21 protein-coding genes are annotated in these 24,042 nt (G+C 70.4%); 12 read left to right on the forward strand and 9 right to left on the reverse strand.

Annotated elements, in window-relative coordinates:
• Window positions 1-7: 7 nt before the first annotated feature.
• Window positions 8-994: a tripartite tricarboxylate transporter substrate binding protein gene (locus AC3WQM_RS04630; RefSeq protein ID WP_492677192.1), complete on the forward strand. Its 987-nt coding sequence runs from the start codon at window positions 8-10 to the stop codon at window positions 992-994.
• A 43-nt stretch (window positions 995-1,037) separates the two neighbouring features.
• Window positions 1,038-2,462, forward strand: a complete 1,425-nt coding sequence (locus AC3WQM_RS04635) for a lysozyme inhibitor LprI family protein (protein WP_492677117.1) — start codon at window positions 1,038-1,040, stop codon at window positions 2,460-2,462.
• A 46-nt stretch (window positions 2,463-2,508) separates the two neighbouring features.
• Here AC3WQM_RS04635 and gbd read toward each other — a convergent pair whose 3' ends face one another.
• The gene (gbd, locus tag AC3WQM_RS04640) at window positions 2,509-3,645 is read right to left on the reverse strand and encodes a 4-hydroxybutyrate dehydrogenase (RefSeq protein ID WP_492677118.1); all 1,137 of its coding nucleotides are present in this window, start codon (window positions 3,643-3,645) and stop codon (window positions 2,509-2,511) included.
• Between the two features lie 63 nt (window positions 3,646-3,708).
• On the opposite strand from gbd, the gene AC3WQM_RS04645 reads away from it, so the two are divergent.
• From AC3WQM_RS04645 to AC3WQM_RS04655, 3 genes are read left to right on the forward strand one after another with little or no spacing between them, the layout of a single operon-like run.
• Complete coding sequence (locus tag AC3WQM_RS04645; RefSeq protein ID WP_492677119.1) at window positions 3,709-4,578, forward strand: 2-keto-4-pentenoate hydratase; 870 nt, start codon at window positions 3,709-3,711, stop codon at window positions 4,576-4,578.
• Window positions 4,579-4,625: 47 nt separating this feature from the next.
• Window positions 4,626-5,540 (forward strand): alpha/beta hydrolase, encoded by a 915-nt coding sequence (locus AC3WQM_RS04650; protein ID WP_492677193.1) that lies wholly within the window; start codon window positions 4,626-4,628, stop codon window positions 5,538-5,540.
• Window positions 5,537-6,421, forward strand: a complete 885-nt coding sequence (locus AC3WQM_RS04655; protein ID WP_369647067.1) for a YbgC/FadM family acyl-CoA thioesterase — start codon at window positions 5,537-5,539, stop codon at window positions 6,419-6,421. The genes AC3WQM_RS04650 and AC3WQM_RS04655 overlap by 4 nt, the downstream gene beginning before the upstream one ends.
• 15 nt (window positions 6,422-6,436) lie before the next feature.
• On the opposite strand, the gene AC3WQM_RS04660 is transcribed toward AC3WQM_RS04655, so the two are convergent.
• Together AC3WQM_RS04660 and ygfZ are read right to left on the reverse strand one after the other, a co-directional pair.
• Entirely contained in the window at window positions 6,437-7,348 is a 912-nt protein-coding gene (locus AC3WQM_RS04660; RefSeq protein ID WP_492677120.1) for a hypothetical protein, read from the reverse strand.
• Between the two features lie 147 nt (window positions 7,349-7,495).
• On the reverse strand, window positions 7,496-8,422 hold the full coding sequence (gene ygfZ, locus AC3WQM_RS04665; RefSeq protein ID WP_492677121.1) for a CAF17-like 4Fe-4S cluster assembly/insertion protein YgfZ: 927 nt from the start codon (window positions 8,420-8,422) through the stop codon (window positions 7,496-7,498).
• Between the two features lie 138 nt (window positions 8,423-8,560).
• Between ygfZ and mltG the strand changes: the two genes are divergently transcribed.
• The 6 genes from mltG to AC3WQM_RS04695 all read left to right on the forward strand — a co-directional run bounded on the left by mltG (window position 8,561) and on the right by AC3WQM_RS04695 (window position 13,231).
• Window positions 8,561-9,586 (forward strand): endolytic transglycosylase MltG, encoded by a 1,026-nt coding sequence (gene mltG / locus AC3WQM_RS04670; RefSeq protein WP_492677122.1) that lies wholly within the window; start codon window positions 8,561-8,563, stop codon window positions 9,584-9,586.
• A 5-nt stretch (window positions 9,587-9,591) separates the two neighbouring features.
• Entirely contained in the window at window positions 9,592-10,263 is a 672-nt protein-coding gene (gene tmk / locus AC3WQM_RS04675; protein ID WP_492677194.1) for a dTMP kinase, read from the forward strand.
• Window positions 10,260-11,282, forward strand: a complete 1,023-nt coding sequence (locus AC3WQM_RS04680; protein ID WP_307693644.1) for a DNA polymerase III delta subunit-related protein — start codon at window positions 10,260-10,262, stop codon at window positions 11,280-11,282. The genes tmk and AC3WQM_RS04680 overlap by 4 nt, the downstream gene beginning before the upstream one ends.
• Window positions 11,279-11,662, forward strand: a complete 384-nt coding sequence (locus AC3WQM_RS04685; RefSeq protein ID WP_062472893.1) for a PilZ domain-containing protein — start codon at window positions 11,279-11,281, stop codon at window positions 11,660-11,662. The genes AC3WQM_RS04680 and AC3WQM_RS04685 overlap by 4 nt, the downstream gene beginning before the upstream one ends.
• A gap of 85 nt (window positions 11,663-11,747) precedes the next feature.
• A complete protein-coding gene (locus tag AC3WQM_RS04690; protein ID WP_492677123.1) occupies window positions 11,748-12,554 on the forward strand; it encodes a TatD family hydrolase in 807 nt (268 codons plus the stop codon).
• Window positions 12,551-13,231: an ankyrin repeat domain-containing protein gene (locus tag AC3WQM_RS04695; protein WP_492677124.1), complete on the forward strand. Its 681-nt coding sequence runs from the start codon at window positions 12,551-12,553 to the stop codon at window positions 13,229-13,231. The genes AC3WQM_RS04690 and AC3WQM_RS04695 overlap by 4 nt, the downstream gene beginning before the upstream one ends.
• A gap of 148 nt (window positions 13,232-13,379) precedes the next feature.
• Here the strand turns inward: AC3WQM_RS04695 and AC3WQM_RS04700 are convergent, their stop codons facing one another.
• Entirely contained in the window at window positions 13,380-14,429 is a 1,050-nt protein-coding gene (locus AC3WQM_RS04700) for a CaiB/BaiF CoA transferase family protein (protein ID WP_492677125.1), read from the reverse strand.
• 164 nt (window positions 14,430-14,593) lie between these two features.
• Here AC3WQM_RS04700 and AC3WQM_RS04705 point away from each other — a divergent pair, with 164 nt between their 5' ends.
• Entirely contained in the window at window positions 14,594-15,568 is a 975-nt protein-coding gene (locus AC3WQM_RS04705; protein WP_492677126.1) for an NAD(P)H-dependent flavin oxidoreductase, read from the forward strand.
• A gap of 43 nt (window positions 15,569-15,611) precedes the next feature.
• On the opposite strand, the gene AC3WQM_RS04710 is transcribed toward AC3WQM_RS04705, so the two are convergent.
• The 5 genes from AC3WQM_RS04710 to AC3WQM_RS04730 form a co-directional block, all read right to left on the reverse strand.
• Window positions 15,612-16,835, reverse strand: coding sequence for a CaiB/BaiF CoA transferase family protein (locus AC3WQM_RS04710; RefSeq protein ID WP_492677127.1), 1,224 nt, complete (start codon window positions 16,833-16,835; stop codon window positions 15,612-15,614).
• Entirely contained in the window at window positions 16,832-19,183 is a 2,352-nt protein-coding gene (locus tag AC3WQM_RS04715; RefSeq protein WP_492677128.1) for an acyl-CoA dehydrogenase family protein, read from the reverse strand. The genes AC3WQM_RS04710 and AC3WQM_RS04715 overlap by 4 nt, the downstream gene beginning before the upstream one ends.
• Window positions 19,184-19,204: 21 nt before the next feature.
• Window positions 19,205-20,059, reverse strand: coding sequence for an enoyl-CoA hydratase/isomerase family protein (locus tag AC3WQM_RS04720; RefSeq protein ID WP_492677129.1), 855 nt, complete (start codon window positions 20,057-20,059; stop codon window positions 19,205-19,207).
• A gap of 14 nt (window positions 20,060-20,073) precedes the next feature.
• On the reverse strand, window positions 20,074-21,069 hold the full coding sequence (locus AC3WQM_RS04725) for a Bug family tripartite tricarboxylate transporter substrate binding protein (RefSeq protein ID WP_492677130.1): 996 nt from the start codon (window positions 21,067-21,069) through the stop codon (window positions 20,074-20,076).
• 127 nt (window positions 21,070-21,196) lie between these two features.
• The gene (locus AC3WQM_RS04730) at window positions 21,197-23,977 is read right to left on the reverse strand and encodes a winged helix-turn-helix domain-containing protein (protein WP_492677131.1); all 2,781 of its coding nucleotides are present in this window, start codon (window positions 23,975-23,977) and stop codon (window positions 21,197-21,199) included.
• Window positions 23,978-24,042: the final 65 nt, after the last annotated feature.

The following is a 24,042-nucleotide window of genomic DNA, read 5'->3' on the forward strand; positions in this document are numbered from 1 at the left end:
CCCGACCATGCCGCACGCCACGCTCTCCCGCCGCCGCTTCTCCCTTGCCACGGCCGCCGCCGCTGCGAGCCTCGCCGCACCTTCTTTCGCGCAAAGCGCATGGCCGAACAAGCCGATCCGCATCGTCGTGCCTTACACACCGGGCGGCTTCACCGACCAGATGGCGCGGCTGGTGCAGGTGGGCCTGCAGACGCGGCTTGGCCAGCCGGTGGTGATCGACAACAAGCCCGGCGCCAACAGCCTGATCGGCGTCGATGCGGTCGCCAAGGCCGCGCCCGACGGCAGCACCTTCGGCGTCGTCATTGCGGCCTACACGGCCAACACCACGCTGTACCCCAAGCTGCCCTACGACCCGCGCAAGGACCTCGTGGGCGTGTCGCTCATGGGCGTGTCGCCGCTGCTGGCGGCGGTCAACAACGACGCGCCGTTCAAGACCGCGCGCGAGCTCATTGATTACGCACGCGCGCATCCCGGCAAGATCAGCTTCGGTTCCTCGGGCAACGGCTCGGCCGCGCACCTCACGAGCGAGCTGTGGAAGTCGCTCACGCAGACCTACATGATCCACATCCCGTACCGCGGCGCGGTGCCTGCGCTGACCGACCTGATGGGCGGGCAGATCCAGCTGTTCTTCGACGCGCCCACGGGCCTCATCAACCAGGGCAAGGCCGGCAAGGTGAGGCTGATCGGCGTCGCCGGCGACAAGCGCCTGCCAGCCGTGCCCGACGTGCCCACCTTCATCGAACAGGGCTTCGCGGGCTTCACCGGCAGCACCTGGGCCGGCATGCTGGCGCCGGCGGGCACGCCGCGCGAGATCGTCAAGCGCATGTCGGAAGAGGTGGCGCGCATCATCAAGAGCGACGAGACGCGCGCCAAGCTCGACGCCATGGGCACCTTCCCGGCGGGCAGCACGCCCGAGGAGTTCGACGCGTTCATCACCGCCGAGACCGCCAAGTGGGGCAAGGTCATCCGCACGGCGGGTGTGAAGGCGGAATAGCGGCGCCTCCTGAAGTGCGGGCAAAACACCCTACATTGCCCTGATGAAGAACACTGCCTTCGAACACAACATGCGGCCCGGCCTGTCCTTCGTTGCCATCGCCGCCCTGGGTGCCTGCACCGCACCGGCCTTCGCGGCCGGTCTCGATTGCGCCCGCGCCGCCACCGCCGTCGAGACGGCGATCTGTACCAGCGAGAACCTGCGCAAGCTGGACTTGCAGTTGTCGTCCGCTTACGGCCGGCTGGTCGCTGCCCAGTCGCAGCAACGAAGCACGCTGCGGCGCGCCCAGTCGGATTGGCTCAAGACCCGCGACCGATGCGGCACCGACGCGGGCTGCATCGCCATGCGGTATGAAGAACGGCTGGGGGTGCTTCGAATTCAACTGCGTGACCTCAATGCCTACAAGCCCGACGGCGTGGACCGCGAGGCTCTTGAAGAGTTGCACCAGGCCGTGGAAGCGATGCGCAAGACCGATGCGGAGTTTCCGCTCGAGAGGGTCATCGATGCGTTGAGCATCAAGACAGGAACGACCTCGTTCTTCAACACACACGATGGCAACCGATCCCGCGAGGATGCGCATTTCCCCACCATTCAGCCCAAGGGCGTGACAGCCGACGAATGGCGCGCACTTCGCGCGTCGGGGATCGAAGGCGGCGGCGAGAACGGCGCCGGGTCCTATACCTTGATGGACATTGATGGGGACGGTCAGCGCGACCTGGTGATCGACTCCTACGTAGGTGGCACCGGGCTCTTCAATGAAATCAGCGTGCTTCGTCGCAAGGGCGCGAAGTTCGGGGGCATCGGTGCGCCGACCCGGGCGGGCCAGGCCGATGACAGCGGCCCGTCGAGCCTCTACACGACCAACGGCCGCGGCGGCAACCAGGCAGGCGAATGGATTCGCCTGCGCGGGCGCGTCTATGCGGCGTACCGGAACAGCCAGTACGGCATGGACAACGTCTATCTGCTGAGGCCTCTGATGATCGTCGGCGACGTCCCGACGCTGACGGTGCGCTACCGTTATCGGCTTTCGATCCCCAAGGTCCAGAAAAACGAGGAGAAGGGGACCGCGACAACGCTCGACAGTACTCTGCACGCGGCGCTGACCCGTGCGCTCGGCCTGATCGACACCCGTGAGGCTCGCGATGCGGGCACTGCGGACAAGCCTCTGTGCCCGGTCCCCGAAGGTACCAGCGACGACGACCGCAGCAACTACACCAGCTACGGCCCCGGCCACTACAGCTACGAGATCGTGGGAGACGTTCCCGTCCGCGTCGGGCAGCAGTGCTACATCGGACGGCTGGTGGACTGGTTCGGCGGCTATTCAGAAAAAAACAAGCTGTTCGCGTCGTTCTCGATGCGCAAGCCCGCCGATTTCGGTTCCGAAGGTGAGCAGACCTACACCGTTCAGGGCGTGCGATCCGTTGTCGGAACTGCTGCATCGATCTCGAAATTCGAGATCGGCAATTGATCGAAGCCGTCGCGCATGACGCACAGAGCCTGCGACGGCGCTGGCCCTACATCGACGCTTCGAGCATCGCCCTGTAGTCGTCGCGCGTCGCCAGCCGCGGGTTGGTCTTGTGGCAATGGTCGGCCATGGCGCCGTCGATGATCTGTTCGAACATCGCAGGCGTCACACCCACTTCGGCCAGGCCCTTGGGCAGGCCCAGGCGCGCGTTCATGTCGCGGATCGCATCGCCGAGATCACCGGCCGAATCCAGGTGCATGGCCTGCGCCATGCGCTGCAGGCGCTGTTCTTTCTGCACCGACTCGGCGCCCGAATTGAAGTGGATCACCGCCGGCAGGAAGAGGGCGTTGAGCGTGCCGTGGTGCAGGCGCGGATCGACGCCGCCCAGGCTGTGGCTCAGCGAGTGCACGCAGCCCAGGCCTTTCTGGAAGGCCATGGCACCCTGCATCGACGCGCTCATGAGGTTCAGGCGCGCCTCGCGGTCGCTGCCGTCCTTGGTGGCGCGTTCGATGTGGCCCCAGGCGCGCTCCAGGCCGTCGAGGCCGATGCCGTCGGCCGGCGGGTTGAAGGCGGCCGACATGAAGGTTTCCATGCAGTGCGCGATGGCGTCCATGCCGGTGGCGGCCGTGAGCCGGGGCGGCAGGCCGAGCGTGAGTTCGGGGTCGCAGATGGCGGCCTTGGGCATCAGGAACCAGCTGTGGAAGCCCAGCTTGCGGTGGTCGTCGACGATGACGATGGCGCCGCGCGCCACCTCGCTGCCGGTGCCGCTGGTGGTGGGCACGGCAATGAGCGGCACCGCGCGCTCGGTGATCTTGGGCGAGCCGCCTTCGATGGTGGCGTAGGTCTTGAGCGGGCCGTCGTGCGTGGCCGCGATGGCCACGCCCTTGGCGCAGTCGATGGCCGAGCCGCCGCCCACGGCGATGAGGCCGTCGCAGCGGCCGCTGCGATAGAGCTCGACGGCGGCGCGCACGGCAGCCTCGGTCGGGTTGGACGGCGTCTGATCGAACACCGAGACCTCGAGATCGGCGATGGCGTCGAGCGCCTTCTGCAGCACGCCGGCCGCACGCACGCCGGCGTCGGTGACGATCAGGGGGCGGTTGATGCCGATGCGCGCGCACTCGCTCGACAGGAGCTGGATGGCGCCGAATTCGAACTGGATCTGGGTGAGGTATTGGATGAGGGCCATGAGGGGGAACGCCCGAGGGCAGTACGATTGCTGACCGTTCGAATCTAACAAGAGGGGACATTCTTGCCCATCAACAAAACCCTTGCGTGTGTCGCGCTCGGCTCACTGCTGGCCGTCTCGGCCCAGGCCGCTTGCCTCAGTGACTCCCAGATGGCCGACTTCGCCGCCGCGCAGGCGGCGCGCACGCCCGCCGCCGACATCGAGAACCTCGACGAGGCCGACGCCGCCTGCACCCGTGCCAAGCTCAACGTGCTGCATGCGCGCAACCTCGGTGACGTGGTCGGCTACAAGGCGGGCCTCACCAACCCTGCGGTGCAGAAGCGCTTCAGCTACGACCAGCCGGTGTGGGGCGTGCTCTACCAGCGCATGCTGCTCGACACCGGCGCAGTGGTCGACGCGGCCTTCGGCGCGCGGCCGCTGTTCGAAGCCGACATGCTGGTGCGCGTGAAGAGCGCCGACATCCACAAGGCGAAGACGCCGGCCGAGGTGCTGGCCAACATCGACCAGCTGATTCCCTTCATCGAGCTGCCCGACCTCGCGGTGCAGACGCCGTCGAAGCTCAACGGCCCGGGCGTGGCGGCGATCAACGTCGGCGCGCGGCTCGGTGTGCGCGGCCTGCCGGTCGATGTGCCGACGACCACCGACGGTCAGGCCTGGATGCTCGAGAGCCTGCGCGACATGCGCGTGGTCATGAAGGACGGGCAGGGCAAGGAGCTGGCCACCGGCAAGGGCTCGGACATCCTCGAGCACCCGCTCAATGCCGTGGTGTGGCTGGCCGGTGCGCTCGCCAAGGAAGGCATCGCGCTCAAGCCGGGCGACCTGATCAGCCTGGGCTCGTTCTCGCCGCTGCTGCCGCCCAAGGCCGGGCAGACGGTGGTGGTGAGCTACGAAGGGCTGTCGCGCATGCAGCCGGTGGTGGTGTCTTTCAAGTGAATACGACGACAGCGAACCGCCTCGCGCAACCCGCACTCACCCCGAAGATGGCCGGCGTGGTCGAGCGCATGGCGCGCGCGGGCCATCCGCCGCTCGACCAACTCACGCCCGACGAAGCCAAGGCCTCGTACGAAAAGGGCGCGGGCGTGCTCGAGGTGCCCAAGCCCGAACTGGCGCGCATCGAAGACTTCCACATCGCCGCGCGCGACGGCCACGCCATGCCCGCGCGGCTGTATGCGCCGTCGGCCGAGGTGCTGCCCGTGCTCGTGTATTTCCACGGCGGCGGCTTCACGGTCGGCAACATCCGCACGCACGACACGCTGTGCCGCGTGCTCAGCCTCAAGAGCGGCTGCGCGGTGGTGTCGGTCGACTACCGGCTCGCGCCCGCGCACAAGTTTCCGACCGCGTCGAACGATGCCTGGGACGCCTTCCAGTTCATCGCCACGCAGGGCGCGAGCCTGGGCCTCGACGGCACGCGCCTGGCGGTGGGCGGCGACAGCGCGGGCGGCACGCTGGCGGCCGTGTGCGCCATCCTGGCGCGCGATGCCGGCCTGCCGGTGGCGCTGCAGCTGCTCATCTACCCCGGCATGGCCGCGCACCAGGACACCGAGTCGCACCGACGCCATGTCGGCGGCCCGCTGCTGACCAAGGCCATGATCGACTTCTTCTTCGCCCAGTACGTGAACACGCCCGCCGACCGCGACGACTGGCGTTTCGCGCCCCTGCTGGCCGACGACGTCGACGATGTGGCGCCGGCCTGGATCGGGCTGGCCGAGGCCGACCCGGTGGTGGACGAAGGCATCGCCTACGCCGACAAGCTGCGCGCCGCGGGCGTGGCGGTCGACCTGGAAATCTACCGTGGCGTGATCCACGAATTCATCAAGATGGGCCGCGCGATTCCCGAAGCGCTGCAGGCGCAGAACGACGCGGCCCGCGCACTGAAAGAGGCATTGAACCCATGAGCGACAACAACAACACCCCGGTCCGCCGCGAGGACTTCCACTACTTCCACCGCCTGCGCGTGCGCTGGGCCGAGGTGGACATGCAGAAGATCGTCTTCAACGCGCACTACCTGATGTACTTCGACACCGCCATCGCCGACTACTGGCGCGCGATGGCGCTGCCGTACGAAGAGGCGATGCACTCGCTGGGCGGCGACCTGTACGTGCGCAAGGCGACCATCGACTTCCGCGCCTCGGCCCGCATGGACGACGTGATCGACGTGGGCATGAAGTGCGCGCGCATCGGCAACTCGTCGATCATTTTCCAGGGCGGCCTGTTCCGCCAGGACGAGTTCCTGGTCGGCTGCGAGCTCGTCTATGTGTTCGCCGACCCGGCCACGCAGACCTCGAAGCCCGTGCCGGCGGCCCTGCGCGAGACGCTGACGGCCTTCGAGGCCGGCGAGCCGATGCGCACCGTCGAGACCGGCGACTGGGCCACGCTCGGTGAAGGCGCGAGCGCGCTGCGCCGCGCCGTGTTCATCGAGGAACAGAACATTCCCAAGGAGCTGGAGTGGGACGCGCACGACGCGGTCGTGTTGCATGCGGTGGCGCGCAACCGGCTCGGCCAGGTCATCGGCACCGGCCGGCTGCTGCCCGCCGAGGACGGCGTCTCGCACATCGGCCGCATGGCGGTGCACCGCACCTTGCGCAGCGGCGGCCACGGCGCGGCCGTGGTGCAGGCGCTCGAAGACGCGGCCCGCGCGCGCGGCGACCGCGAGGTGGCGCTCAATGCGCAGCGCAGCGCCGAGCGTTTCTACGCGCGGCTGGGCTACGCGGTGCACGGCCAGCCGTTCGAGGAAGCCGGCATTGCGCACATCGAGATGCGGCGCGCGCTGCGCTGAGCGCAGCGCTTTCGATCAGTAGCGGGCCGGCGGGTCCGGCACGTAGCCGGGGTCCGAGCCGGGGAAGGGCGACGGGCCCGACGGACGCGGCCAGCGCTGCGGCTCGGGGATGACGCCCGCGGCGACCAGGTTCTCTCGGCTGTCGTAGCGGATGCGGATCACCTCGTCGGGCTGCGAGCTGGCGCGCTCGAAGGTCGTCTTGCCGACGTACGAGGTCTCGCGCCGTCCGTGGGCCGTGCCCAGGCTCGGGCTGGGCGCCGACTGGCGGGCCATGGCGCTGGCGGACGACTCGGCGGCCATGTCGGCATTGCCGGCGGGCGGGGCCGCCTTGGCGCGCGCATCAGCCATCGAGGACGGCGCCTCGCTGCGGCGCTCGCGGTTGCTGTTGCCGCCGCTGTACTCGTCACGCGACGGATAGGGCGTCACGACCGGCGGCGGCGGTTCCGGCCGGCGCTCGCGGAACATCGCGACGCCGATCACGCCCACGTCGTCGGGGCGGCCCGTGCGGCTTGCGTAGGAATTGCCGGCGGCGGCGAACTCGAAGGCCGCGATCTGCGAATCGCTCTTGCGCCAGCCCGCGATGTCGCTGCGCTCGCGCGGGCCGAACACGTAGCCGTTCTGGCCGACGCCGGCGGTTTTGCCGGTGACGACGTTGACGCCGTCCACCGACATCACGGCCATGATGCGTTCGCCCATCGCGTTGCGCGCCCGGATCGCATAGCGCGCGCCGGGCCGGCCGGCCACCCAGTACTCGCCGCGGTGGCGGTAGATCGGCAGCTCGGCGCCGTTCGTGCGGTCGACGATGCTGATGTTCATCAGGCCGCCGATGCGGCTGGCACCGGAGGGGTACGGCCGCATCGGGCTTTCCGCCCCCGCCGACAGCGCGGTCAGGGCCAGGACGGTGGTGAGGAGAAGTCTGCGCTGCATCATGGTGGCTTCCTTGCCAGGAGTGGATCGATGCAGGCTTCTACGGCGGGGCCTCGCGAACGGGGTTAAGCGTCGCGCAAAAAAAATGGCGCTGTCGGTGAGACAGCGCCAAGCGCCCCCGGAAAGAAGGCAGGGACGCAGGGGAAATCAGATGTCTTCGAGCAGCGGGTAGGGCAGCGGCTCGACCGACAGCGCCGGCCCGCCGGGCGCCCCCGCGTGCAGGCCGCCGGCCTCGAGCGCGGCGATCTGGATGGAAATGAGCGCCGACCAGCCACCATCGGGCGCGAGCGCGGCCTGCGCCACGGTGCCCACGGGCTGTTCGGCGTCGTTGGCGGCGAACACCTCCTGGCCCGCGGCCAGCGGGGCGTCGGTCTGCGCGAGGTAGGTGCGGCGCTTGAGCGTGCCGCGGAACTGGCTGCGCGCCACGATTTCCTGGCCGGGGTAGCAGCCCTTCTTGAAGTTCACGCCACCCACCGACTCGTAGTTGATCATCTGCGGCACGAAGGCCTCGATCACCGGGGTGGTCAGCGTGACGATGCCGCTGCGCACCTCGCTCCAGGGCCACAGCGCGGCGTCGAGCGTGGGGCCCACGGGCGCCTTCTGGTCGGCCGGCGCGATCCACAGCGCGCGCGGGACGCCGTCGGCCGGGTACAGCGACACCACGCTGATGTCTTCGCCGATGGCCGTGCGGCGACCGGGCGGCAGGGCCGCGTCGAGGCCGTTGGCGGTCAGGGCGGTGCCGGCCACGCCGTGCAGCGCGAACTGCTCGGTGGCGTCGGTCAGCTTGACCTTGGCGCGCAGCACGTACATTGACAGGCGCTTGAGCGTGGCCGCCAGGATGTCGCGGCTGCACACCAGCAGGATGAGTTCGGGTTGCGGCCGGATGCCGATGAAGCTGGCGATCACGCGGCCCTTGGCCGTGCAGAGCGCCGCCAGGCGGGCCTCGGTGGCGCCGAGCAGCGAGAAATCCTGTGTGAGCTGGCCATGCAGGAAGCTGGCGGCATCGGGGCCTTCGGCGCGGATCACGCCGAGGTGGGGCAGGGTGCTCACCCCGTTGAGAACGACTGTGGTCATCGCTGAATTATCATGGCCGTGCCTGTTCCTTCGGGGCGGCAGGGATTCCCCGTCGCAGCGACGGGGCCAGTCTTTCCCGCGGGTCTGTGTCCATCGTCTGGCAGGCCCTTTTTCTTCCTCCGTCTTTTCCTCGGATTCGTGCGCAGCTTCTTCCTCACGCTCTTCCTGCTCGTGGCCCTGGCCGTTCTGGCGCTCGGTGGCGCCGGTCTCTGGTGGGTGCACCAGCCGCTCAAGTTGCCGACGCCCAGCGTCGACCTGTCGGTGGAGCCCGGCACCACGCCGCGCGGCATTGCGCAGGCGGTGGCCGACACCGGTGTCGACGTGCAGCCGCAGCTGCTGTACCTGTGGTTCCGCGTCTCGGGCCAGGACCGCCAGATGCGCGCCGGCAGTTACGAACTGGAACGCGGGGTCACGCCCAAGCTGCTGCTCAACATCCTGGTTCGCGGCGAGGAAGCCACGCGCAGCGTGGTGCTGGTCGAAGGCTGGAACATCCGCCAGGTGCGCGCCGCGCTCGCCAAGGCCGAGCAGCTCAAGCCCGAAAGCGTGGGCATGAGCGAAGACGCGCTGATGGCCGCGCTGGGCAAGCCGGGCCTGCACCCCGAAGGCCGCTTCTTCCCGGACACCTACACCTACTCGAAGGGCTCGACCGACATCGCGCTGCTGCAGCGCGCCATGCGGGCCATGGACAAGAAGCTCGAGGCCGCCTGGGCGGCGCGCGCGGCCAATTTGCCGCTCAAATCGGCCGATGAGGCGCTTATTTTGGCCAGCATTGTCGAAAAGGAGACAGGCAAGGCCAACGACCGCGCGGAGATTGCCGCTGTCTTCACCAACCGGCTGCGCATCGGCATGCCGCTGCAGACCGACCCGACCGTGATCTACGGCATGGGCACCGCCTTCGACGGCAACCTGCGCAAGCGCGACCTGCAGGCCGACACGCCCTGGAACACCTACACCCGCGGCGGCCTGCCGCCCACGCCGATCGCCATGCCCGGCAAGGCTGCGCTCCTGGCGGCCGTGCAGCCGGCGCAGAGCAAGTCGCTGTACTTCGTCTCGCGCGGCGACGGCACGAGCCAGTTCAGCAGCTCGCTCGACGACCACAACCGCGCGGTCAACCGCTACCAGCGAGGTGGTGGCAGCAGCTCCCAACCCAAGGCGACCCAATGAGTTCGATCAGCAATGGCGGTCTGTTTCTGACGCTGGAAGGCATCGACGGCGCGGGCAAGTCGAGCCACCTCGACGCGCTGGAAGCCCGCTTCAAGGCACAGGGCCGCACCGTGGTGCGCACGCGCGAACCCGGCGGCACGCCGCTGGCGGAGACGCTGCGCGGGCTGGTGCTCGAACAGCCGATGAACCCGCTGACCGAATCGCTGCTGGTGTTCGCGGCGCGCTGCGACCACATCGCGCAGGTCATCGAGCCGGCACTGGCGCGCGGCGAGGTCGTGCTTTGCGACCGTTTCACCGATGCCACCTTTGCCTACCAGGGCGCGGGGCGCGGCTTCGACACCGCCGTGCTGGCCACCCTCGAACAGTGGGTGCAGGCGGGCCGGGCCGGTCTGCCGGCGTCGCAGCTGCTGCAGCCCCAAGTGACCGTGTGGTTCGACCTCGCCCCTGAAATCGCCGCCCAGCGCCTGGCCGGCGCGCGGGTACCCGACAAGTTCGAGGCCCAGCCCGTCGAGTTCTTCCGCCGCGTGGCGCAGGGCTATGCGGACCGCGCCGCCGCCGATGCGTCGCGCTTCGTGCGCATCGATGCGAGCCAGGCCCGCGACCAGGTCTGGCAGCAGATCGACACCGCGCTGGTGGCGCGCGGCGTGCTGACGCCGGCGCAGGGAGCCTCACGATGAGCGAGCCGGTGAATACGCTGACCCCGTGGCTGCGCCAGCCCCTGGCCGAACTGCTGCGCCAGCGCGGCCATGCCTGGCTGCTGCAAGGCCCGTCGGGCATCGGCCAGTACGAACTCGCGTTGGCGCTCGCCGCCGCCTGGCTGTGCGAACAACCGGTGGAGGAGGGCGGTGCCGCCTGCGGCCACTGCGCGAGCTGCCACGCCATCGAGGTCCGCACCCACGCCGACCTGTGCGTGCTGATGCCCGAGGTCGCGATGCAGGAACTGGGCTGGCCGCTCGACGAAAAGGCGCAGTCCGACATCGATGACAAGAAGCGCAAGGCCAGCCGCGAGATCCGCGTCGAAGCCATGCGCGACGCGGTCGGCTTTGCCCAGCGCACCAGCGCGCGCGGTCGCGGCAAGGTCGTGCTCGTGTACCCGGCCGAGCGCATGAACACCATCACCGCCAACGCGCTGCTCAAGACGCTCGAGGAACCCGTCGGCGACGTGCGCTTCGTGCTCGCCAGCGAGGCCGCGTGGCAGTTGCTGCCGACCATCCGCAGCCGCTGCCTGGGCTTCACGCTGCCGTGGCCCGAAACCGCCGAGGCCGAGGCCTGGCTGGTGGCACAAGATGTGCCGGCCGCCGATGCCGCGCAGCTGCTGCGTGCCGCGGGCGGACGGCCCAGCGATGCGCTGCGGCTGGCGCGCTCGGGCCAGTCGCCCAAGGCGTGGTCGTTGCTGCCCAAGGCCGTGTCGCGCGGCGACGTGGGCGCGCTGGCCGACCAGGCGCCGGCCCAGGCCGTCGTCTCGCTGCAAAAGCTCTGCCACGACCTCATGGCCATGGGCCACGGCGCCGAACCCCGTTTCTTCGATGCGGCCGACCTGCCGCCGGCCCCGCACAAGCTGGCGCTGGCACGCTGGTCGAAGTCGCTCGCCGCCGCCGCGCGGACCGCCGAGCACCCGTTCAACGCCGGCCTCATGCTCGAAGCGCTTGTGAGCGAGGCGCGAAGCACCCTAAACTCTGCCGCTCGCCGCCCATGAACCAACCTGTCGCTCCCGCCGCCGCTTCGTCTGCCACGCCCGCCCGGCCGAGCGTCATCCAGCTCGCCATCAAGGAAAAGGGCGCGCTCTACGCGGCCTACATCCCGCTGTTTGCCGAGGGCGGCATCTTCATTCCGACCACGCGCGAATACCGGCTGGGCGACGACGTCTACGTGCTGCTCACGCTGCCCGAAGACCCGCAGCGCTATCCGGTGGCCGGCAAGGTCGCCTGGATCACGCCGGCCCGTGCCGCCGGCAACCGGGCGCCGGGCGTCGGCGTGCGCTTTCCCTCGGACGAGAAGTCGCGCCAGCTGAAGGCGCGCATCGAAGCCGCGCTCGGCGGCTCCATGGCCTCCGACCGCCCGACCCAGACCATCTGAGTTCTTTCTCCGCCGCCGTCCCCGTGACGCGGAACTCCGGACACGGCGCGATCTCCCACAGGCGCGCCGCACTTCATCCTTTCCGATGTTCACCGACTCCCACTGCCACCTGACCTTTCCCGAATTCGCGGACCAGATGCCCCAGATCCGCGCCGCCATGGCCGCCGCCAAGGTCGACCGGGCGCTGTGCATCTGCACCAAGCTCGAGGAATTCGACGACGTACAGGCCCTGGCCGCCAGCTACGACAACTTCTGGGCCAGCGTGGGCGTGCACCCCGACAACGAGGACATCGCCGAGCCCACCGTGGAAGACCTGGTGCGCCTGTCGGCACGCCCGCGTGTCGTGGCCATCGGCGAAACCGGCCTCGACTACTACCAGATGGAAGAACGCAAGGGCGGTCGCAGCATCGCCGACATGGAGTGGCAACGCGACCGCTTCCGCGTGCACATCCGCGCCGCGCAGCAGACCCGCAAGCCGCTGATCATCCACACGCGTGACGCCTCGGCCGACACGCTGGCCATCCTCAAGGAGGAGGGCGAAGACGGCACGGGCAGGGCGGCCGGCGGCGTGTTCCATTGCTTCACCGAAACCGCCGAGGTGGCGCGCGCCGCACTCGACCTGGGTTTCTATATTTCCTTTTCGGGCATCCTGACCTTCAAGAAAGCCCAGGACCTGCGCGACGTGGCGGCCTTCGTGCCGCTGGACCGCATGCTGATCGAGACCGACAGCCCCTACCTGGCGCCCGTGCCGTACCGAGGCAAGACCAACAACCCGTCGTACGTGCCCTTCGTGGCACAACAGATCGCCGAACTGCGACAAATGCCCGTAGAGGACATCGCGAAGGCGACAAGCGACAACTTCGAAACATTGTTCAGGGAAGTCAAATCGTGAAAAATTACTTTAAGAAGTCGATATATCTTGTTGTTATGGCTGCATCTTTTGCAGCGCATGCCGGTTCCTTTGAGGACTTTTTCCGCGCCGTGCGCGGCGACAACGCCAGCGGTGTGCGCACCCTGCTGAACCGCGGTTTCGACCCGAATACGCGCGACGAACACGGCCAGACCGGCTTGATGCTCGCGCTGCGCGAGCCGTCGCCGAAGGTCATCGAGGTGTTGATGGCATCGCCGCAACTCAACGTCGACCTGGCCAACGCCAAGGACGAGACGCCGCTCATGCTGGCGTCGATCAAGGGCCAGCAGGACCTGGTGGTGCAACTGCTCAAGCGCGACGCCGCCGTCAACAAGACCGGCTGGACGCCGCTGCATTACGCGGCCAGCAGCGGGCAACTGTCGATCATGAAGCTGCTGCTCGAGAACCACGCCTTCATCGACGCCCAGTCGCCCAACGGCACCACGCCGCTGATGATGGCCGCGATGTACGGATCGAACGATGCCGTGAAGCTGCTGCTGGCCGAAGGTGCGGACACGGCGATGAAGAACCAGCTCGGCATGACTGCCGTCGACTTTGCGGTGAAAGCCAATCGGACGGAGTCCGCAGAGTTGATCAAGGCGGCTGGGGACGCCAAGGCGAATGCGGTAAAGGCGGTGCCGAAGGATGGGAAGTGGTGAGTGGCCGGACGGGTTGAATGCGGCCGGGATGGCTCATCTGAAATAAACACAATGTGCATTATGTAAAATCAAATGCACGGTGCTCGCGGTCGACTTCCAACAGCAATCTCTTTTGGAAGCTTGAGGCGCGCATAGGCGCCCCCTCCTTTCACAACGCCGCGAAGCGCGGCACCACTTGCGTATCGATCGCCCCCGAGGGCGTCTGAGGAAACAGACGGCGCGCCATGTTGTGCGGATGCACGGCGGCCTCCGAAATCGTCAGCACCGGCGCGAAGCACACGTCGCTGCCCTCGAGCAGCGCACACCATTCGTCGCGCGTGCGCCCCAGGAAGCAGACGGCAAAGCGCTGCTTCAGCGCCAGCCATTTCTCGCGCTGCATCTGCTCGCGCGGGTCCACGTCGGCCATGCCGAGCTTGTCGAGCAGCAAGGCGTAGAACTGCGGCTCGATGGCGCCGACGGTGACGAAGCCGCCGCCCTTGCAGGCGTACACGTCGTAGAACGGCGAGTCGTGGAACACGCTGGGCTGCGTGCCGCCGATGCTGCCGTTGGCATGCAGCCAGTGCACCAGCGTCCCCAGCATCGCGACCACGTCGAGGATCGCCGCGTCGACCACGCGGCCCTGCCCCGTGCTGCGCGCTCCCAGCAGTGCGCTGACCATGCCGAAGGCCAGGCCGAGCGCACCGCTGGCGTCGCCCAGGGTCGGCGGCACCATCGGGGTTGCGCCGGGTTGTGCCGACAGCGACAGCAGGCCGGTCAGCGCCACGTAGTTGAGATCGTGCCCCGCGGCCTGCGCCAGCGGGCCGTCCTGGCCCCAGCCGGTCATGCGGCCATAGACGAGGCGCGGGTTGCGCGCCGCACACACCGACGGGCCGAGCCCAAGGCGCTCCATGACGCCCGGGCGGTTGCCTTCGATGAGCGCATCGGCCGTGGCCACGAGGTCCAACGCCTGCGCCACGCCCTCGGGCGTCTTCAGGTCGAGCGTGACGACCTGCTTGCGCGCGCGCAGCGGGTTGTCGGTGGTGCTGCCCAGGCGCTGCACGGCGCCGCTGTGCGGGCGTGCGATGACGGTGACCTCGGCGCCCAGCGCCGCCAGGATGCGCCCGGCCACCGGGCCCGGGCCGATGCCCTCGAACTCGACGATGCGGATGCCCTGCAAGGGCTGGGAGAGCGCCGGGGCGGCGGAGGCGTGTTCGTTCATCAGGAGTTGCCTTTCTTGCGCGGCCTTCCGGGCCTCGCGTGTTCGCTGTTGCTCGGGGTCGACCGGTGGCGGCACCCCGCATCCGATGATCCGCGCGGCCACGGCCTTCTCACCCACTCCTGAAGAGTGGGGCCTTGGCGTGCGCGGCGGCATCTACTTGCGCCATGACCTCCCCTCACCCCCTGCTCCAGCGGCTGCGCCTGCCGGCCGTCGCCTCCCCCATGTTCATCGCCAGCGGCGTCGCGCTCGTGGTGGCGCAGTGCAAAGCCGGCATCGTCGGTTCGTTTCCCGCGCTGAACGCACGCCCCGCCGCCGAACTCGATGCGTGGATCGATGCCATCGCGCAGCAGCTTGCCGCGCACGACGCGGCGCACCCGCACGCGCCCGCAGCGCCCTACGCAGTGAACCTGATCCTGCACAAGACCAACGACCGCCTCGCCGCCGACCTCGCAACCTGCGTGCGCCGCCGCGTGCCGATCGTCATCACCTCGGTGGGCAACCCGGCACCAGTGGTGGAAGCCGTGCACGCCTACGGCGGCCTGGTGTTCCACGACGTGGTCAACCAGCGGCACGCACACAAGGCGGCGCAGGCCGGCGTGGACGGCCTGATCCTCGTGTGCGCGGGCGCCGGCGGACACGCCGGGCGCCTGTCGCCCTTCGCGCTGGTGGGCGAGGTGAAGCAGTGGTTCGACGGCCTGGTGCTGCTCGGCGGCGCGATCACGCGGGGCGACGACATCCTGGCCGCGCAGGCCATGGGCGCCGACCTCGCCTACATGGGCACGCGCTTCCTGGCAGCGAGCGAGGCGAGCATCGTGCCGGCCTACCGGCAGGCCGTGCTCGACGCGCCGGCCGAAGGCATCGTCTACACCGACCTGTTCTCCGGCGTGCATGCCAACTACCTGCGCAGCAGCGTGGCGGCGGCGGGCTACGACCCCGACGCCCTGCCCGCGCGCGGCGCCGTCGAAGAAGACTTCGGTTCGGAAAGCATGGCCAGGGCGAAGGTGTGGCGCGACATCTGGTCGGCCGGGCAAGGCGTGGGCTGCATCGGCGAGGTCCGGCCCGCGGCCGAGATCGGTGCCCGGCTGCGGCGCGAATACGACGACGCGCGGGCGCGGCTGGGGTTCGGCGTGGCCGCCTGAGACACGCGCCCAGTGCAAGGCATGGGGCGCGTGGCGCCCCTCCTCAGATCACGCCCTCTTCCCGCAGCCGCGCCTGCTCGTCCGCATCGAGCGCGAGCCATTCGCCGAACACCTCGGCGTTGTCCTCGCCGATCGCGCCGCCGGGCGTGTGGATGGCGCCGGGGTCGCGCAGGAAGCGCGGCACCACGCCCTGGATGCGCACCTCGCCGAAGTCGCGGTCGGGCACGCTGCACAGGAACCCGCGCGCCTTCACCTGCGGGTCTTCCACGATCTGGCGCGCCGAGTAGATGGGCGCCAGCGTGCCCTGGTGGCGCTCGAAGGAGGCCAGCACCTCGTCCAGATCGTGCGCCAGGAACCAGTCGGCGAACAGCGCATTGAGTTCCGCCGTGTGCGCGCAGCGCGCCGGGTTGCTGGCGAAGCGCGGGTCGGCCAAGAGGTCCTCGCGCCCGATGGCGCGGCAGTTGGCCGCGAACAGCGCGTTGGTGCTGCCCGACAGCGACACCCACTGCCCGTCGCGCGTGCGGTACACGCCGGTGGGGGCCGCGTACTGGCTGGTGTTGCCCGAGCGCTCGTGGCTTTCGCCGAGCAGGTCGTACTTGATCGGCAGGAACTCGATCAGCTTGAGCATGGCCTCGGTGAGCGACAGGTCGATCTCCTCGCCCGGCGCCTCGGGGTGGGCCGCGCGCTTCCACAGGGCGGTCATCACGCCGAGCGCGCCGAACAGGCCGCCGATCGAATCGCCGATGGGGTAGCCCGCATGCATGGGCTGGCCGTCGGCCTCGCCCGAGATGTAGGTCAGCCCGCCCATGGCCTCGAAGATGCGCGCAAAGCCCGGCCGGTCGCGGTACGGGCCGGTCTGGCCGAAGGCGGTGGCGCGCAGGATGACGAGGCCCGGCTTCAGCGCCCACAGCGTGTCGCGGTCCAGGCCCCAGCGGTCGAGCGTGCCGGGTCGGAAGTTCTCGATCAGCACGTCGAAGCGCGGCAGCAGGCGCTTGAACAGCGCCAGGCCGCGCGGCTTGCGCAGGTCCAGCGAGATCAGCTTCTTGTTGCGGTTGGTCACCTTCCACCACAGCGCCTTGCCGTCCTTGAAGGGCGGGAAGGCGCGGCAGCCGTCGCCCACGCCGGGCAGCTCGATCTTGAGCACCTCGGCGCCGTAGTCGGCCAGCAGCGCGGCGGCCGAGGGCGCCGCCACCACGGTGGCGATGTCGAGCACGCGCAGGCCGGCCAGCGGGCCCTGGCCCCGGGCGGGTTCTTGGCGGGAGGTCATGGGGTCGCGGCTCCTGCGGCGGCAAAGCGGCCGAGATGGAAGGTGGCATCGCCGAGCAGCACGTCGTTGGCCGTGAGGCGCTTGGCGTAGTGGCTGATGGCGGTCTCGTCCTGCAGGCCGATAGCGCCGTGCAGCTGCAGGCTGTCGAGCGCGATGGCGCGGCCCGCCAGGCCGGCGGCGTACTTGGCCGCGCTCACGCGCCGCACGCGTTCCTGCGGCGACACCGAGGGCCAGCCCTGCGCGGCCTCGCGCACCAGCGTGCGCGCCTGCCCCCACAGCCGGTAGTGCTCGACCACGCGGTGCTGCAGCGCCTGGTAGTCGGCCAGCGCACGGCCGAACTGCTTGCGCGTGCGCAGGTAGTCGACCGTGAGCGCCAGCGCGCGCCGCATCGCGCCGACGCTCTCGGCGGCCAGCGCGAGGGTGGCGAAGGCCACGGCCTCTTCGATGATCTCGCCGGCGCGCTCGGGCCCGGCCATGAGCGCGTCGAGGGGCAACGCCACGTCGTCGAACACGGCATCGCAGGCGCCGCGCCCGTCGTGCAGGCGGTAGCTGCGCCGAGCCACGCCCGCTGCTGCCGTATCGCAGGCGAACAGGCCGAGGCCGCCGTCTTCGAGCCGCGCGCTCACGAGCAGCGTCTGCGCGCCGTCGCCGCCCAGCACGAAGCGCTTGTGGCCGCTCAGGCGCCAGCCGTCGCGGTGGCGCCGCGCCAGGGTGTCGACGCGTGCGACATTGGCCACGCCGTTGCCTTCGCCGTGCGCGAACGCCAGGCGCATCGTGCCCTCGGCCAGGCCGTCGAGCAGGCGGCTGCGCAGCTGCGAAGGCGGCGTGTCGCTCACCAGCTGCGCGCCCAGCACCGTGCTCCAGAGCAAGGGCTCGAGCAGCAGCGCCTCGCCGGTCGCTTCCATGACGGCGCACCGTTCGACCGCGCCACCGCCGAAGCCGCCGTCGCGTTCGGGCACGCACAGGCTGCCGATGCCGAGTTCATGCAATGCCTGCCAGAACGACGCGTCGAAGCCGCCGTGGTCCGCCAGCACGCGCTGGCGGTGCTCGAAGGCGTAGCGCTGCGCCAGCAGGCGGCGCAGCGCCGCGTCGAGCATCGCCTGCTCGTCGTTCAGCGGCTCGCCGGCATCGCCGTCGAGCGCGCTCTGTCCGCCGAAGATGGCCTTGGCGACGATGCCGCGCTGCACCTCCGACGTGCCGCCGCCCAGCGTGATGCCCCGGTAGCGCCAGACATGCAGCGCCAGGTTTTCCGCATGGGTGGGCGACAACGGCGCGGGGTTGGGCACGCCCTCGATCGCGCCGGCATCGCAAGGCAGCGCCTCGAGGCCGGCGAATTCGAGCTGCAGCTGCTGCAGGTCCTGCAGCAGCGTGTTGCCCTGCAGCTTGAGCAGCGAGGCCTCCAGGCCCGCGTCGCCGCCCGCCTCCACCGTGCGCACGGCGGGCCACCAGGCGGCGTCGAGCGCACGGGCGCGCACGTCGAGCTCGGCGAAGCGGCGCGCATACACGTCCTGTTCGAGCAGCGAGGCGCCGCCGGGTCCGCGCCCGGCCGCCATGCGCCCGGTCTCGACCAGGTCGGCCTTGCACTCGGCCACGCGCGCGACGAACAGGCGCTCGATCACCAGCAGCCCCTTGGCCACGCTCCAGCCGGCATGCTCGACGCCGACGAGGTTCTCGACCGGCACGCGCACGTCGTCGAAGAACAGCTGGACGTGGAACTGCGCGCCGTTCATGAAGCGGATCGGGCGCACGGTGACGCCGGGCGATTCGAGGTCGATCAGCAGCACCGAGATGCCGTCCTGCTTGCGCGCCGCGCCGGCGTCGCTGCGCACCAGCACCAGCGCCCAGTTGGCCCAGTGGCCGTAGCTCTGCCAGATCTTGGTGCCGCTGACGACGTAGTGGCCGCCCTCGCGCCGCGCGGCCGTGCGCAGCGAAGCCAGGTCGGAGCCGGCGTCGGGCTCGGAGTAGCCCTGTGCCCAGTAGTCGTCGAAGGACAGCATGCGCGGCAGGAAGCGGGCCTGCTGCGCGGGCGTGCCGTGGCGCATCAGCGTCGGGCCGATGGTGTCGATGCCCAGGTTCTCGTAGCGCGGGGCGTCGCTGGCGGCGAGTTCTTCGCGGAACACGGCCTGCTGCACGAGCGACCAGCCGGGGCCGCCGTGTTCGCGCGGCCACCCGGGCGCGCCCCAGCCGCGCGCATGCAGGATGCGCTGCCAGCGGCTGGCCTGGTCGCGCGTGACCAGGCAGTGCGCGCGCACCGAGGCGCGGATGTCGGCGGGAATGGCTTCGTCCAGAAACTGCCGCACCTCGGCGCGGAAAGCCTCGAGGTCGGCGGTGGATGCATGAGGGGACATGATGGGGTGCTCTTTCTCGTTCTATTTCTGCTGCGGCGCGGCGCTGTCGCGGTCCCAGTCGAACAGGCCGGGCTCGCCGCGTGCGAAGCGCGCCGCCGCCTCGGCGTGGTAGGCCGAGGCCATGGCCACGCCCTGCGCGCAGGCCTCCAGCGTGGCCAGCGTGGCGTAGTCGGTCTCGAAGCTCTTGTTGAGCAGGCTGCGCGTCATGGCGGCCGCCTCGCGCGGGCCGGCCGACAGCCGGTGCGCGAAGTCGCGCGCGGCCTGCGGCAGTGCCTCGGGTTCGTGCACCGCATGGACGAAGCCCATGGCCATCGCTTCCTGCGCGCCGATGCGGCGCGCGGTGAGCATCACCTCCTTGGCGCGCGCCAGCCCCACGATGCGCGGCAGCGTGTACAGCGCGCCGTAGTCGGGCACCGCGCCCATGCGCGCGAACGACATGCAGAAGGCCGCGCGCGTCGACGCCAGGATGAAGTCGGCCTGCAGCGCCAGGCCGAAGCCGGCGCCGTAGGCCGCACCGTCCACCGCCGCGATCACCGGCAGGTCGAGCTCGCGCAGCTGGGTCAGCCACAGCTGCGAGTCCATGAGGCGGCGGCGCGTGGCGTCGGGCGAATTGCGTTCGGGGTCGGGGTCCTGCAGCCGCTCGTTCATGCCCTTGACGTCGCCGCCCGCGCAAAAGCTGCCGCCCGAGCCGGTGAGCACCAGCACGCGCAGCGCGCGGTTCTCGCGCACGCGCGCCAGCATCTCGGCGTAGTCGGCGCGCAGTTCCATCGACAGCGCGTTGCGCGCGCCGGGCCGCTGGTGGGAGAACTCGGCGACCGGGCCGTCGATGACGAGCCGCGATTCGCGCAGGGAAAGGATCTCGGTGTCGGATGCCATGGGGTTCTTTCGTTTCATTCCTTGAACGACACGCCGAGCTCCTGCGACAGCCGCGTGATGCGTGCGCGCTCGCCCAGGAAGTAGTCGGTGGCCGCGGCGGCCGTGCTGCCCTCGGGCTCGATGCCGGCTGCGCGCAGCGGCTGCTGCACCTCGGGGAGCCTGAGGATCTCGTTGACGTGGCGGTTGAGCAGCTCGACCACCGGCTTGGGCGTGCCCGCCGGCGCCAGCCACATGAACCAGGGCGTCATGCCCTCGATCTCGCGCGTGAGGCCCTGCTCGGCGCCGGTGGGCACGTCGGGCGTGAGCGCGAAGCGCTTGGGCTCGGTCACCGCCAGCAGGCGGATGTTGCCGCGCTCCACCATCGGGCGCACGGCGGCGTACTCGAGCATCGCGAAGTCGACCTCGCCCGCCGCCACGGCCAGCGCCGTGGGCGCATTGCCCTTGTAGGGCGCGCCGATGGCCTTCACGCCGAGCGAGCGCACCAGCGTGAGCGCGGCCACGTGCGGGTTGCTGCCCGCGCCGCCGTAGCCGAAGCTCAGCTTGCCGCTGTTGGCTTTCGCGTAGGCGATGAACTCAGCCACGTTGCGCACGGGCAGCGTGCTGCGCACGGCCAGGAACGACGGCGCGCGCCCGACCATCGACACCGGCACGAAGTCCTTTCCCGGCACGAAGGGGAAGTTGTCGAACATCAGCGGAAAGCTGGTCGAGACCGCGTTCGCCAGGCCCAGCGTGTAGCCGTCCGCCGGTGCGCGCGCCATGGTCTCCATGCCGATGCGGGTGGCCGCGCCGGTGCGGTTCTCGACGATGAAGGGCTGACCCAGCCGGTCGCCGAGCTTCTGCGCGACCAGCCGCGCGAGCGTGTCGGTGCTGGCGCCGGCCTGCACGCCCACGAGGATGCGCACGGGGCGCTCGGGGTAGCCGGCGGCCTGCGCCTGGGCGCACACCGCGAACGCGGCGCCGACAAGCAGCGCGCGGACCGCACCGGCAAAGGGAAGATATCGAATGGACATGGATGCGTCTCCTGGAAGTCGCTGTCGCGCTCAGGAACGACGCGACGCGCTGGAGGTCATCATCCGGTTCGGTGCGGCGAACACCCCACCCCTGTGGGGCGGCTCGGGAAAACCCGGGTGGGGTGGGCTACGGGGCGCCGGTCTTCATCGCAGCGGCGCGCAGCCGCTGCACCACGTCGTCCCGCCCGGTCGCGCCGAGCTTGCCGTAGACGTTCTTCAGGTGCCACTTCACGGTGTCGAGCGACACCCCGAGGGCGCGCGCGATCTTCTTGTTCGGCATCGACTGCTGCAGCAGCTGCACGATCTCGGTCTCGCGCGGGCTCAGCAATTCGAACGAGGCGGTACGGGCCGCGTCACTGCCTGCGCCCTGCCCGCCCCCTGCGTTCGCCTGCGGCAGGCGGGCCGAGGCCTGGACGCGCCGGGCGTAGAAGGCCAGCAGCGGGTCCGTGCCGGGCTCGTTGCCCACGGCCTCGATCAGCGCCAGCGCGTCGGGGTCGGCGTCGAGCAGCGAGCGCACCAGGCCCAGCCGGTGGCCGATGCGCAGGGCTTCGCGGGTGCGCTCGCGCGCCACGTCGTCGCGGCCCAGCCGACGCTCGAGCACGGCCGCCTGCAGGTGCAGGTAGGCCAGGCGGCGGATGCGCCCGCGCCGCTCGCACAGGACCCACAGCGCGTCGATGCGCCGCAGCGCGCCGTGCAGATCGCCGTCCCAGATCGCCAGGCGGATGCGCGCGCGCTCGGCGACCACCATGATCTCGCTCAGGGTTTCGGACTCGACACCCGCGTGCCGCGCATCGAGCGCGTCCAGCCGTGCCATGCACTGGCGCGCCGCCTCGGATTCGCCGCGCTGCGCGTGCAGCTTGAACTGCTCCAGCAGGCAGTAGGCCAGCACACGGTCCAGGCCGAGCCGCTGTGCGTAGTCCTCGACCTGCTCCAGGTGGGCGAAGGCGTCGAGCGGGCGGCCGGCCATGCCGTGGGCGCGCGTCAGCACCAGCATCACGCGCACCACCGTGTCGGGAATGGACACCCGCTCCATCACGTCCAACCGCTGCTCGATCAGGTGCGCCGCGGCGACCGGGTCGTTCAGTTCGTACAGCACCTCGGCCAGCAGGCCGGCCGCCATGCAGGCGGCGTCGACGCAGCTGCCGCCGCGCTGGTCGGCCTCGAACAGCACGTCGCGGTAGATGCGCTCGGCCTGGATCATCTGGCCTTCGACCCCGTGCGCGAGCCCGACCAGGCAACGGCCCACCAGAGCGCCGAACGGCGTGCCATGCAGCACCTGGCCTTCGACCAGCGGCGGCTCCTCGTCGAGCTGGATGCGGCGCGCGCGCTCGTACTCGCCCCGGTAGATGTACAGCCAGCTCAGGATGTTGCGCCGCCCTGCGCGCGCGATGCCGTCGGCCCCTTCGGGCGCGTGCTGCAGCTCCTGCAGGATCGCCATGGCGCCGAGCGTGTCGTCGCTTTGCACCGCCAGCAGGCCACGCAGTAGCGTGAGCCGGTAGCGCATGGCGGGCGGGGCGTCGGCCAGGTCGATGCGCAGCTGGGCGACGGTGCGCGCGCAGTCGGCCAGCCGGCGCTCGTACACCTCGACCCAGGCCATCCACAGGCGCAGCCCGGCGCGCTCACGCAGCAGCGCGGGCGGCAGCAGCCGCACCAGGCTCACCAGCTGGCGCAGCTCGCCGCGCACGAACAGGTCGCTCGCGCAGCCCTCGACCAGCTCGACGGCGGCGTCGGCCTCGCCGGCCTGCATCGCATGGCGCACGGCATCGTGGTGCAGGCCCTCGGCCGCGAACCAGTGCCAGGCCGCGACATGGACGCGGCGGCGCTCGGGCGCCGGCCAGGTCTCGAAGCGGGCGCGCAGCACGTCGCGCAGCAGCGGATGAATGCGCCACCACGCGGCCGGGTCGTCCGCGCCGGCGGCGCGGGTCATGAACAGCCCCTCGCCTGCGAGCCGGCCCAGCAACGCCGCGCAGCGCGCCGCGGCCTGTGCTTCGCCGAGCAGCGCGGCGCCCAGCGACGCATTGAAGCGCGACGACACCGCGCAGCACACCATCAGGCGCAGCTCGTCCGGCGCCAGGCGGGACAGCACCTCGTGCTCGAGGTAGGCGGAAAAAGTCTTGGGATCGCAGACACGCTCGAGCTGCGCCGGCAGCGCGCCCGGCCGGCGGCGCAGCGCCACGCTCAGCAGCTGCAGCCCGGCCGGCCAGCCGTCGGTCAGCGCATGCAGGCGCTCGGCGATGCGGTCGTCGGCGCCCGACAGCCGCCCGCGCAGGAACTCGGCCGATTCGTCGCGCGAAAAGCGCAGGTCGTCGGGGCCCAGCTGCAGCACCTGGTCGGCGGCGCGCGCCCGCGCGAGGAACAGCGGCAGCGCGGTGCGCGTGGCCAGCGCGCAGCGAAGGTTGGCGGGCGCGTACTCGACCAGCAACTGGATCGCGTGCACCGCCTCGCCGCCGTGCAGATGGTGCGCGTCGTCGAGCACCAGCACGATGTCGCGCCCGCTGGCCGCGATGCCCTGCACCAGCGCGATGACCATGCGCTCGACCGCCTCGGCATCGCTGCCGCGCCCGGCCAGCAGCCGCGCCTCGCGCGTGATGGCGGGGTCGATCGCCTCCAGCGCCGCGAACAGGTCGTCGACCAGCCGCGGGATGTCGTTGTCGTCGCTGCCCAGCGCGACCCAGGCGACCTCCGAACCCGTCGCCACCAGTTCGCGACGCCACAGCTGCAGCAGCGAGGTCTTGCCGCAGCCCGCGGGCGCTTGAACGACGACGAGCCGGTGCGGCGCCGACGCAGACAAGGACAAACGCGCGAGCAAGGTTTCGCGCGACAGCAACAGTCCGGCGGATCGCGGAAGCGATCCGGACACGGGCTGCGCATCGTTGTGTTTCGGGCGCTCGGCGGGCAGGGTCGGCATCGGCGTGGATTCTCGCGCACCGTGCCCCGGCCCACCCGCAGGGGGTGGGGTCGCCCCGCCACGCT

It is taken from the genome of Variovorax sp. FW301-JW7 (assembly GCF_058788795.1).

Excerpts from the sequence above, each read along its gene's own strand:
- AC3WQM_RS04655 (WP_369647067.1), top strand. The coding sequence starts at position 5,537 with ATGAGCGACAACAACAACACCCCGGTCCGCCGCGAGGACTTCCACTAC.
- gbd (WP_492677118.1), bottom strand. The coding sequence starts at position 3,645 with ATGGCCCTCATCCAATACCTCACCCAGATCCAGTTCGAATTCGGCGCC.
- AC3WQM_RS04690 (WP_492677123.1), top strand. The coding sequence starts at position 11,748 with ATGTTCACCGACTCCCACTGCCACCTGACCTTTCCCGAATTCGCGGAC.
- AC3WQM_RS04650 (WP_492677193.1), top strand. The coding sequence starts at position 4,626 with ATGGCCGGCGTGGTCGAGCGCATGGCGCGCGCGGGCCATCCGCCGCTC.
- AC3WQM_RS04710 (WP_492677127.1), bottom strand. The coding sequence starts at position 16,835 with ATGACCTCCCGCCAAGAACCCGCCCGGGGCCAGGGCCCGCTGGCCGGC.
- ygfZ (WP_492677121.1), bottom strand. The coding sequence starts at position 8,422 with ATGACCACAGTCGTTCTCAACGGGGTGAGCACCCTGCCCCACCTCGGC.
- AC3WQM_RS04630 (WP_492677192.1), top strand. The coding sequence starts at position 8 with ATGCCGCACGCCACGCTCTCCCGCCGCCGCTTCTCCCTTGCCACGGCC.
- AC3WQM_RS04700 (WP_492677125.1), bottom strand. The coding sequence starts at position 14,429 with ATGAACGAACACGCCTCCGCCGCCCCGGCGCTCTCCCAGCCCTTGCAG.
- AC3WQM_RS04730 (WP_492677131.1), bottom strand. The coding sequence starts at position 23,977 with ATGCCGACCCTGCCCGCCGAGCGCCCGAAACACAACGATGCGCAGCCC.
- AC3WQM_RS04635 (WP_492677117.1), top strand. The coding sequence starts at position 1,038 with ATGAAGAACACTGCCTTCGAACACAACATGCGGCCCGGCCTGTCCTTC.
- AC3WQM_RS04725 (WP_492677130.1), bottom strand. The coding sequence starts at position 21,069 with ATGTCCATTCGATATCTTCCCTTTGCCGGTGCGGTCCGCGCGCTGCTT.
- AC3WQM_RS04705 (WP_492677126.1), top strand. The coding sequence starts at position 14,594 with ATGACCTCCCCTCACCCCCTGCTCCAGCGGCTGCGCCTGCCGGCCGTC.
- AC3WQM_RS04715 (WP_492677128.1), bottom strand. The coding sequence starts at position 19,183 with ATGTCCCCTCATGCATCCACCGCCGACCTCGAGGCTTTCCGCGCCGAG.
- AC3WQM_RS04680 (WP_307693644.1), top strand. The coding sequence starts at position 10,260 with ATGAGCGAGCCGGTGAATACGCTGACCCCGTGGCTGCGCCAGCCCCTG.
- AC3WQM_RS04660 (WP_492677120.1), bottom strand. The coding sequence starts at position 7,348 with ATGCAGCGCAGACTTCTCCTCACCACCGTCCTGGCCCTGACCGCGCTG.
- AC3WQM_RS04720 (WP_492677129.1), bottom strand. The coding sequence starts at position 20,059 with ATGGCATCCGACACCGAGATCCTTTCCCTGCGCGAATCGCGGCTCGTC.
- AC3WQM_RS04685 (WP_062472893.1), top strand. The coding sequence starts at position 11,279 with ATGAACCAACCTGTCGCTCCCGCCGCCGCTTCGTCTGCCACGCCCGCC.